The organism is Dissulfurimicrobium sp., from assembly GCF_049968175.1.
Classification (GTDB): domain Bacteria; phylum Desulfobacterota; class Dissulfuribacteria; order Dissulfuribacterales; family Sh68; genus Dissulfurimicrobium; species Dissulfurimicrobium hydrothermale.
Genome location: NZ_JBMFRG010000021.1, coordinates 21,802 through 31,347 on the forward strand (window position 1 = coordinate 21,802; position 9,546 = coordinate 31,347).

Genomic DNA, 9,546 nt, shown 5'->3' on the forward strand with positions numbered 1-9,546 from the left:
ACGGAAATTGGCTGATTCTGATGGCGTAACAAAAAGTCGCCGACTGCCGTGTTGCGCTGCATCCGTCGTCACTGCGGCGTACAAAAATACGCCTCATTCCTCAGGATCTGCGCGCCTTGCATTTACGATTTTTGCTTAGCCATCTCATATAATGACTTTTTATGAGACCATCAATTATATAATTGACGCAAATAATTTATATTTTATTATAAAACAATCGCATCGAAAGGAAAAGGGCCATATCATGGAAGCCGAATACTTGCCAGATATAAAACCTACATCCGAATATAAGAACGTCACTTTAGAAAATACCTTCGACTCTCTGAATTCATCAGAGAACGGGCTTACTGACAATGAAGCCACAAACAGACTCAATAAATTCGGCTATAACGAACTGGTTGAAAAAAAGAGAAACCTTCTTCTTGAATTTGTCCAGCGCTACTGGGGACCCATGCCCTGGCTCCTGGAACTGGCGATGGGGCTCTCTTTTATATTAAAACATTATCTCGAGGGAATAATAATCTTTATACTGCTAACAATTAACGCAATTATCGGCCATATACATGCGCAAGGATCACAAAAGGCTATAGATCTCTTAAAGAAGAAATTAGCTATCAAGGCAAAAATATTGAGAAATGGAAAATGGATAGAAAAAGATGCAAGAGAACTCGTACCTGGCGATGTAATAGTCATAAAGCTTGGCGATATAATACCCGCTGATGCAAAAATTATCGAAGGTGAGTTATCTGTAGACGAATCAGCCTTGACAGGCGAATCAATGCCAGTAAATGTACAGCTATCAGACATAATTTATTCAGGTTCTATAGTAAAACAGGGAGAAGCAAAATGTATTATAGTAAACACAGGGACAAATACATATTTTGGGAAAACAGCTAACTTGGTAAAAATTGCAAAACCAAAATCACATCAACAACAAATAATGATGGCTATAGTCAAATATATGATGTATCTAGCTATAGTTATGTCGATGTTGATTTTTATATATGCATTGAGCACAAATATAGGGATACTTACTATACTTACATTTGCAGTTATATTTCTTATGGGAGCAATTCCTGTAGCTCTGCCTGCAGTACTTACCATAGTGCAAGCTATTGGTGCAATGGAACTTGTCAAAAAGGGAGTGTTAGTAACTAGACTAGATTCAATAGAAGATGCAGCATCTATAGATGTATTATGTCTAGACAAGACAGGAACAATAACTCAGAACAAGTTATCGATTACAGATTATATAACATTCCAACAATACAATAAAGAAGATGTAATACTAATGGCAAGTCTTGCTTCCAAAGAAGAGGGAATGGACATAATAGATCTTGCGATTATTAATTATGCCAAATCAATTGGAATAAATTTTACTGCCTACAAACAGCTATCTTATACGCCATTTAATCCATCAATTAAGAGAACAGAGGCAATTATTGAAATAAACAAAAAGAGATTTCAAGTAGTTAAAGGTGCAGCACAGATCATTATATCACTATGCCAACCAATGGATAAAGATGTTATTGATAAGGCAAATAAGATAATAGAAAATTTTTCACAGAAAGGCTATAGGACTATAGCCGTAGCTAAATCAGAAGAAGATTCAGATAATCTTAAGCTTATAGGTTTACTAGCGCTTTCCGATCCTCCGAGATCTGATTCAAAAGCCATGATAGATGCGGCAAGAAAACATGGCATAAAGCCAATTATGCTTACAGGTGACAATATTGCCATAGCGAAACAGATAGCAACTGAGGTAGGTATTGGCAACAAAATTATCCATATGGCAGATATTAAGGATCTAAATGAAGATGAACAGGTGAAGATAGTTGAAGAAAGCGATGGCATTGCCGAAATATATCCTGAGGATAAATACATGATAGTAAAGCTTTTGCAATCCAGAGGACATATGGTGGGCATGACAGGAGATGGTGTTAACGATGCACCTGCTTTAAAACAGGCAGAAATGGGTATAGCAGTACATAATGCCACAGATGTAGCAAAGGCTTCTGCAAGCGTAGTATTAACACAACCAGGTATAAATGTAATAATTGATGCCATCAATATAAGCAGACAAACATATCAACGGATGCTTTCGTGGGTTCTAAATAAGGTTACAAAGGTTATAGAATTTGTTGGATTGCTTACAGTATGTTTCATATGGCTGAATAAGATTGTGCTCTCCCTTCTTGGCATGTCACTACTTGTATTCGCAAATGATTTTGTAACCATGTCGCTGGCTACTGATAATGTAAAACATACAAGCAATCCAAACAGCTGGAACATAAAACATATTACTTTAGCCTCACTTATCCCAGGCATACTATTAGTTATTGAAGGCGTCATAGTAGTCTATATCGGATTAAAATATTTTCATCTTGATTGGGATAGACTTCGTACAGCAGTAATGCTTAATCTAGTATTCAATAGTCAGTTCAGGGTATTGATAATGAGAGAAAGAAGACACTTCTGGTCATCTTTTCCAAGTATAGAACTATTCCTATCCAGCATCTTAACAATAATTGGATTTGCCTTGCTTGGCTTCTATGGAATAATCGTCCACCCTATCAGCATAGATCAGATTATAATTATCTTTGGATTTTCTGCTATCTTTACGCTTATTATAGACTTTCCAAAATACTATATGTTCAAAAAATTTGAACTCTAATTGGTCGATGCAATTTCTGCAATGCAAACTAAACTGGCTATGTAGGATACATACATCAAAATCATTAAAATACCTAGATCACTGGATACAACAGCCTGAATAACAATATCGGCTTAATGAGTGAAGACGCCTAAAGAGAAGGTAATACCGCAACCAACAAAGGCCTTATCTATTGCAAAAGAAAAGCTCCAATTGAGACTGGAATACTCTCAGTCGCTGCCCAAGCAAGACAGGAAATGGATACAATGAAACCAGTGTTTAATTATTCGATATTGTTTGGTGGTGGGCGGTACTGGATTTGAACCAGTGGCTTCCACCGTGTGAGGATGGCACTCTAACCGCTGAGTTAACCGCCCGCCGTGCCCGTTATATGTAGCCTATCAGCTGTATATTTGCAAGACTTAAAGGATAAATCATGATATATTTTAATCGCTATGCGCGAAAGACCGAAATTGACGATCATAGGTCCAGGGGCCATTGGTTGCCTGATTGCAGGTTATATAGAACGTCTCGGGCAACCGGTTTCTATTTTGGATTATAAAGGTGACAGGGCTGAAAGGCTCTCGAAAACAGGTATTGAAATTGACGCGGGCCGAACCAGGTTTAAAGTCTACCCACATATAACTGCAGACGCCGCAACTCTTGGTGTCCAAGATTGGGTTTTGATCCTTGTCAAGGCAAACCAGACGGACAAGGCCTTAAAAGAGGCTAAGCCATTGATCGGCGCCGAAACCATCGTAATCTCCCTTCAAAATGGCATCGGGCAAGAAGAAGCCATTCTTAGGGCAGTAAGGCCTGAATGCATCGCACTCGGTATTACGGCACAGGGCGCGACACTTATAAAAGAAGGATGTGTAAAACATCTTGGAACAGGCGATACCAAGATAGGCCTTTTGAAACCGTGCGATTGGGCTAAGGCCAAAGTAGATTTATTTGCCGATACCCTCTCAAGGGCAGGATGGTCATGTTCTGTTCCCGATGACATCACTCCATATATTTGGAGAAAATTTTTGGCCAATGTAGGCATAAATGCAATAACGGCCCTTACGGGCATAAAAAACGGAGAGATACTTGGGTTCGCAGATGCAAAAAAACTCCAAGAATTGGCAGTGGCTGAGGCATGGAGGGTAGCTGTCAAGAAGGGGATCAAGATCGATCTCAACTTACATGAGGCGATTTCATTGGTAAGATCGGTCTGCGAAAGGACATCCGAGAATATATCGTCGATGCTGCAGGATCGCATCTTCCAAAGGCCAACAGAAATAGATTACATAAATGGGGCGGTGGTGAAGATGGGGCTGGAGCTGGGGGTCGAAACCCCGATCAACGAGGTCCTGAACATGCTTGTAAAGATAAATTCAATCAAGGGCTGGGAGACAGTCAAACCCGATTGACAACGGCGGGCTTCTTGTATTAAAAATCCAATCTGTAGTTATATAAGGTTTGTATAAGGTAAATAGCCCGGGTGGTGAAATTGGTAGACACAAGGGACTTAAAATCCCTCGGCCACAAGGCCGTGTCGGTTCGACCCCGACCCCGGGCAAATATTTATCGGGCGATAGGCGATTCGAACGCCTGACCTTTGGCTCCGGAGGCCAACGCTCTATCCAACTGAGCTAATCGCCCTTTGACAACATCGTCATATCAAAACAATTCTTGTCTTGCGGCAAGATACTTTACCGGTTGTGGCTTGTCAATTTCGTTCTATATTTCAAAAATAATCCTTGTAAATCCTAAAGTTAACTCTTACATTTTCTGTTCATAATATTCAAAATAATGAAAATAGCACTCGCACAGATAAACCCGACTATAGGGGCGTTCAAAAAAAACGCCGCATTGATAACCAGTATGGCCAAGACAGCCAGAGATAGTGGCTGCGATCTGATAGTCTTCCCTGAACTTTCCATTTGCGGATACCCACCCCGAGACCTATTAGAACAACCTAGTTTCATAAAGGACTGTGTAGATACACTCGCATCTCTTATTTCCAACATCAAAGGCATAGGGGTGTTAATTGGTACTGTCACGCCGAACAAAAGCTGCCAAGGTAAACCTGTTTTCAATACCGCGATATTGTTTGAAAATGGACAAATAATAGGCATGATAAATAAAAGACTCCTCCCAAGCTATGATGTCTTTGACGAAACAAGATATTTTGAGCCAGGCCTATCCAGCACACCAATACTATATAAAGGCACACGTCTAGGGATAGCCATATGTGAAGACATATGGAACGACACTACCATCTTCCCAGGGCATATCTATAAGGTCGATCCCGTTGCCGAGCTCGCTGAAAAGGGGGCTGAAATATTTATCAGTATATCGGCATCGCCGTTCGAGATAGGGAAAGATTCTTTCCGCTATCGACTTCTAAGACACCTGGCCTCTACCTACAAAAGGAGCTTTATATATGTAAACACCGTTGGGGGACAGGATTCCATAGTCTTTGACGGCGCAAGCCAAGTGATAACACCTGATGGCAGGATTGTCTGTAAGGCCTCTGATTTTTCAGAGGACATGGTGATATTCGACACCGATCGACTGTACGGCGATATACACGATACATCCAAAAGCGTGGAGGAGGCTGTAGTCAAGGCCCTTGAGCTTGCACTAAAGGATTATATGGAAAGATGCGGCTTCAAAAAAGCGGTTTTGGGCCTAAGCGGCGGAATCGATTCATCTTTGACCGCGGTACTGGCCGCAAGAACACTCGGCAGCGAAAACGTCCTCGGCGTCCTCATGCCATCCCCTTTCACCTCAAGAGAAAGCATCGAAGACGCCATTGAACTTACACGCAATATCGGGATAGAGACCACAACTGTGCCGATAACGAACATCTTTGAGACCTATTTGAAGACCTTGAGGCCTATTTTTTCCGACAGACCATTCGATACCGCTGAAGAGAACCTACAGGCCAGGATTAGGGGCGCAATCCTGATGGCCATCTCCAATAAATTCGGTCATATGGTCCTTGCTACAGGCAATAAGACCGAACTTGCTGTTGGCTATTGCACACTATATGGTGATCTTACAGGCGGCTATGCGCTAATCTCCGACATCTCAAAGACATTCGTTTACAAGCTTGCAAGATATATAAACTCTATAAAAAAGGTGATCCCGGAAAGGATATTCACAAAACCGCCATCCGCTGAATTGAGACCCGGCCAAAGAGACCAAGATGAACTTCCTCCATATAACATTCTTGATGCAATATTGGAACTCTATATAGAAAAAAATGCAACGCCAAGCGAGATAACCGCCAATGGCTTTGATGCCGACGTGGTCAGAAAGATTATAGGCATGGTAACGCGAAGCGAATATAAACGTCAACAGGCACCACCTGGTCCCAAGGTCACCACTAAAGCCTTTGGATATGGCAGAAGGTTACCGCTTGCCAACGGATATAAATAGAGGTTGTGAGCTGTTCAATCCAATTCGATGCATCTTGTTAAAATTATATTGTTAAGGCATATTTTCAATTAATCGAGAAAATACATACGGCAACTGGGGTGACACTGGTGAATAACAATAAAACCACCAAGTTTGACTGTATAGTCGGACAAAGCCCGGCCATGCGGAAGGTCTTCGATCTTATCGAAAAGGTGGCGGATGTCGACAGCACGGTCCTCATTACAGGCGAAAGCGGCACTGGCAAGGAACTCATCGCCCGCGCCATACACAATGCAGGCAGCCGGAACAAAGGACCTTTTATACCCATAAACTGTGCAGCAATACCGAAAGAACTCCTCGAAAGCGAGCTCTTCGGACATGAAAGGGGGGCCTTCACTCATGCAATCCGCACAAGGATAGGCCGCTTTGAACTTGCCGATCATGGGACTATTTTTCTCGATGAGATCGGCGAAATGGCGCCAGATATCCAGGTAAAACTCTTGCGCGTACTCCAGGAACGGAGATTTGAAAGGGTGGGCGGGACCAAGACCATAAGCGTGGACATAAGGGTGATAGCAGCCACAAATATCGTCCTTGAAGAGGCAGTAAAAGACGGAAGGTTCAGAGAAGACCTTTACTATCGCCTCAACGTCATACCAATACATGTCCCGCCCTTGAGGGAAAGGCCGGCCGACATACCCATACTCATAGACCATTTTTTAGAAAAAATATGTTCCAACAAAAGACCATGTATAAAAGGCATAAAAGAAGATGCAAAACGACGCATGATGGCGTATAGTTGGCCAGGTAATGTGCGTGAACTCGAAAATATCATCGAGCGCCTTGTAATACTCGCCAATGGTTCGGTAATTGACGTGTGCGATTTGCCAGACAGGATAGCAGGGATTGAGTCAGTGACGCCAGCGACCGAACAGGCCAAGGATGAAAGGCAGTTTATGCCATGTCTTCCGCAAGAGGGGTTGTGCCTGAGTGAGGCCGTGACTCAATACGAAAAGGCATTGATACTGGAGGCGCTTAAACGGACAAACTGGATCAAAAACCGTGCGGCGAAACTCCTGCATATGAATAGAACAACCCTTATTGAAAAGATGAAAAAATTAGATCTGATGAGTGGTTAGGATATAAACAGACCCAGTGCAGGCCGCATCATTACAAATATTGGAGGCAGCTATGAACCATACAAAACTACCGGCCTCAACACCGTTTCTATCGTTAGTTATGGTAGTTTTTGCCGTCTTCCTGGCAATCATGTCGTCAGCCATCAAAGTCTCGGCGGCAGATGCAAAACTAATAGCAATCGCGCCGATTGACACAGCCGGGGCAGGAAATTTTGCATACTTGGGTCCGGCAGTGGAACATATACTGAGCAGCAGGCTCTATAAGCCTGATATCATCAACGTAGCAAACCCTGCGGATGTGAAGGGCCATATCACAACCATGCAACCAGGATCAAGTAAAACTTTGGGTGCCGCCATCAAAGAAATGGGTGCCGGATACTTCATAACTGGCAGGGTCTCATTGAACGGCAAGACCCCTACGCTCTCTCTCCAATTGGTGGATACAGGTACCAACAAGTCTATTGAATCGCTGGCCCTCAATGATGCATTGGCCCCGGATGCCCTTACAAAAATAGACGAATTTGCAGTCAAGGTGGCAGAAGCTGTCATAACAGGCCCACAACCCCATACAGCATCTCTGGCTGAGGATAAATTTACAGGCGAAACGGCGAATGCGGCGGAAATGCCAGTCCAGCCAAAAAATCATATAAAGGAAGACAATGAGGCAGCACTTGCAAGGATAAATCCAGACTATTTATTTTATGAAAAGCTGCTCAAGATGGCGGGACAAAAAGCCGAAATGACTGAGGCATCAGCAACCCAACCACCCAAAAAGGAAGGGAAAAAGGCAGAAAAAGCCGCCAATGAGGCCTATGAAAGCATGCTTCCATATCCTCCTCCTGTCCCGCCAAGCCCACCCAGAGAGGCAAAAACGGTCGACAAAAATATAAGTCAGGGGTTGGTCTCCAGCCTTATAAAGGCGACACGAAAAGACAAAATTGTGCCGAAACTTCCTGCAATTGCAAACAATCAACCCCCTCCCTATCCGACGCCTGGGGAAATAGAGGCAAAAGATGCCTTGGTCCTCGCTCATGTCGAAGCAGAAAAGGCCTCTTTCCCACCGGCAAACAGTGGCGGCCATCAGAAACAGTCTGTCCCTCAGGTTCAAGAATCGGCTTCAGCGAACACCGAGATGCCTTCAGAAAATCAAACACAGCAACAAACAACCTGGCAAAGACACAAGGGAGGGACCAATGAAGAAGGCTGGCTCTCGTGGATATTGAGTCCATTCAAGGCAATCAAAAAGTCGAATGCAGCCCAGGTTCAGGCCTCAAACAGACCACTTCCGGCCCAGGGAAAAGGTGGTGGAGCTACGCCATCTTCAGCGCCCGAAACACCTGAAAAGCCGCCAGGCTCATCGACCGCCAGCATGCCTTCTGAGGGGCCTATCTGGCAGTGGTATTAATTTTGCTCTTGCCATTGTCCCCTGGTCTTTGCCCAAGGCGAAATTTTATTGTCTTGAGTTCTTTATCCCTGTAAAAAGACACCTGAACAGTACTGCCTGGCTCCTTGGTCTGTAAAAAACGGATTACAGCCGTATCAGAGTCCACGGGTTTGCCGTCTATGGCGACTATTATATCACCACCTACCGGATAGACATGGTTGCCCAATCTCAACTCCTTCTTGCTCCCCTCCATGCCGGCCCTTGCAGCCGGACCATCCTTGACAACATCCGTCACCATCGCCCCCTTTTCTACAGGTAAACCAAGCACCCTAGACAATGCAGGCGTCACCGCACTCAGCCTTACGCCAAGCCACGGCCTTGATATACGCCCTTTTGAGATGATCTGCGATACAATATTTTGAATAATCTCCGAAGATATTGCAAACCCGACGCCTTGGGATTGCCCCTGGGGGGTGAAAATAAGCGTGTTCATACCTAAAACCCTACCCGATAAGTCCACAAGCGGTCCGCCGATATCGTCAGAATTTATCGGTATGTCAGTCTGTATGATAAGATCGATTACGCGGCCGTCAGGTGTGGATATGCTGCGTATGGGGCCATGGAGCACACCGCATGATACTGTATAACCAAGACCGAATGGATTACCGAATGCCATTACAGGCATGCCTGGACTGAGATTGTTTGTTATACTGAAAGAAAGCGGCGGGAACTCCTCAAGCTCTTTCGGCGGCGCCAGGACCTGCAGTACCGCTATCTGGGTATCCGGATCGATTGCCATAAGACGCGCAGGCCATTTCCTGCCGTCGCTGAAGGTTACTTCTATGGAATGCATATCGCTTATAATCTGGGCGTCTGTGACGATATGGCCCTGGTAATCAATAATAAAACCTGAACCGCAGCCTTTTGGTGGAAATGGGGCCAAGGCCATATCCTGTGTA

6 protein-coding genes and 3 tRNA genes are annotated in these 9,546 nt (G+C 44.0%); 6 read left to right on the top strand and 3 right to left on the bottom strand.

Going from position 1 to position 9,546, the window contains the following annotated elements:
* Window positions 1-244: 244 nt before the first annotated feature.
* Window positions 245-2,674, top strand: coding sequence for a plasma-membrane proton-efflux P-type ATPase (locus tag ACP5SG_RS04160; RefSeq protein ID WP_428122235.1), 2,430 nt, complete (start codon window positions 245-247; stop codon window positions 2,672-2,674).
* Between the two features lie 280 nt (window positions 2,675-2,954).
* Here ACP5SG_RS04160 and ACP5SG_RS04165 read toward each other — a convergent pair.
* Window positions 2,955-3,030, bottom strand: a tRNA-Val gene (locus ACP5SG_RS04165).
* A 78-nt stretch (window positions 3,031-3,108) separates the two neighbouring features.
* On the opposite strand from ACP5SG_RS04165, the gene ACP5SG_RS04170 reads away from it, so the two are divergent.
* Together ACP5SG_RS04170 and ACP5SG_RS04175 are read left to right on the top strand one after the other, a co-directional pair.
* Window positions 3,109-4,068, top strand: a complete 960-nt coding sequence (locus tag ACP5SG_RS04170) for a ketopantoate reductase family protein (protein WP_237888312.1) — start codon at window positions 3,109-3,111, stop codon at window positions 4,066-4,068.
* A 65-nt stretch (window positions 4,069-4,133) separates the two neighbouring features.
* Window positions 4,134-4,217 (top strand) — tRNA-Leu (locus tag ACP5SG_RS04175).
* A gap of 9 nt (window positions 4,218-4,226) precedes the next feature.
* Here ACP5SG_RS04175 and ACP5SG_RS04180 read toward each other — a convergent pair.
* Window positions 4,227-4,300, bottom strand: a tRNA-Arg gene (locus ACP5SG_RS04180).
* Between the two features lie 150 nt (window positions 4,301-4,450).
* Here ACP5SG_RS04180 and ACP5SG_RS04185 point away from each other — a divergent pair.
* The 3 genes from ACP5SG_RS04185 to ACP5SG_RS04195 all read left to right on the top strand — a co-directional run bounded on the left by ACP5SG_RS04185 (window position 4,451) and on the right by ACP5SG_RS04195 (window position 8,608).
* Window positions 4,451-6,085, top strand: a complete 1,635-nt coding sequence (locus ACP5SG_RS04185; protein ID WP_237888313.1) for an NAD+ synthase — start codon at window positions 4,451-4,453, stop codon at window positions 6,083-6,085.
* A gap of 107 nt (window positions 6,086-6,192) precedes the next feature.
* Window positions 6,193-7,203, top strand: coding sequence for a sigma-54 interaction domain-containing protein (locus tag ACP5SG_RS04190; RefSeq protein ID WP_237888314.1), 1,011 nt, complete (start codon window positions 6,193-6,195; stop codon window positions 7,201-7,203).
* 52 nt (window positions 7,204-7,255) lie between these two features.
* Window positions 7,256-8,608, top strand: coding sequence for a hypothetical protein (locus ACP5SG_RS04195; protein ID WP_237888315.1), 1,353 nt, complete (start codon window positions 7,256-7,258; stop codon window positions 8,606-8,608).
* Here ACP5SG_RS04195 and ACP5SG_RS04200 read toward each other — a convergent pair.
* A partial coding sequence (locus ACP5SG_RS04200) for a S1C family serine protease (RefSeq protein ID WP_428122245.1) occupies window positions 8,589-9,546 on the bottom strand: 958 nt, incomplete at its 5' end. The two genes, ACP5SG_RS04195 and ACP5SG_RS04200, sit on opposite strands and share 20 nt — an antisense overlap.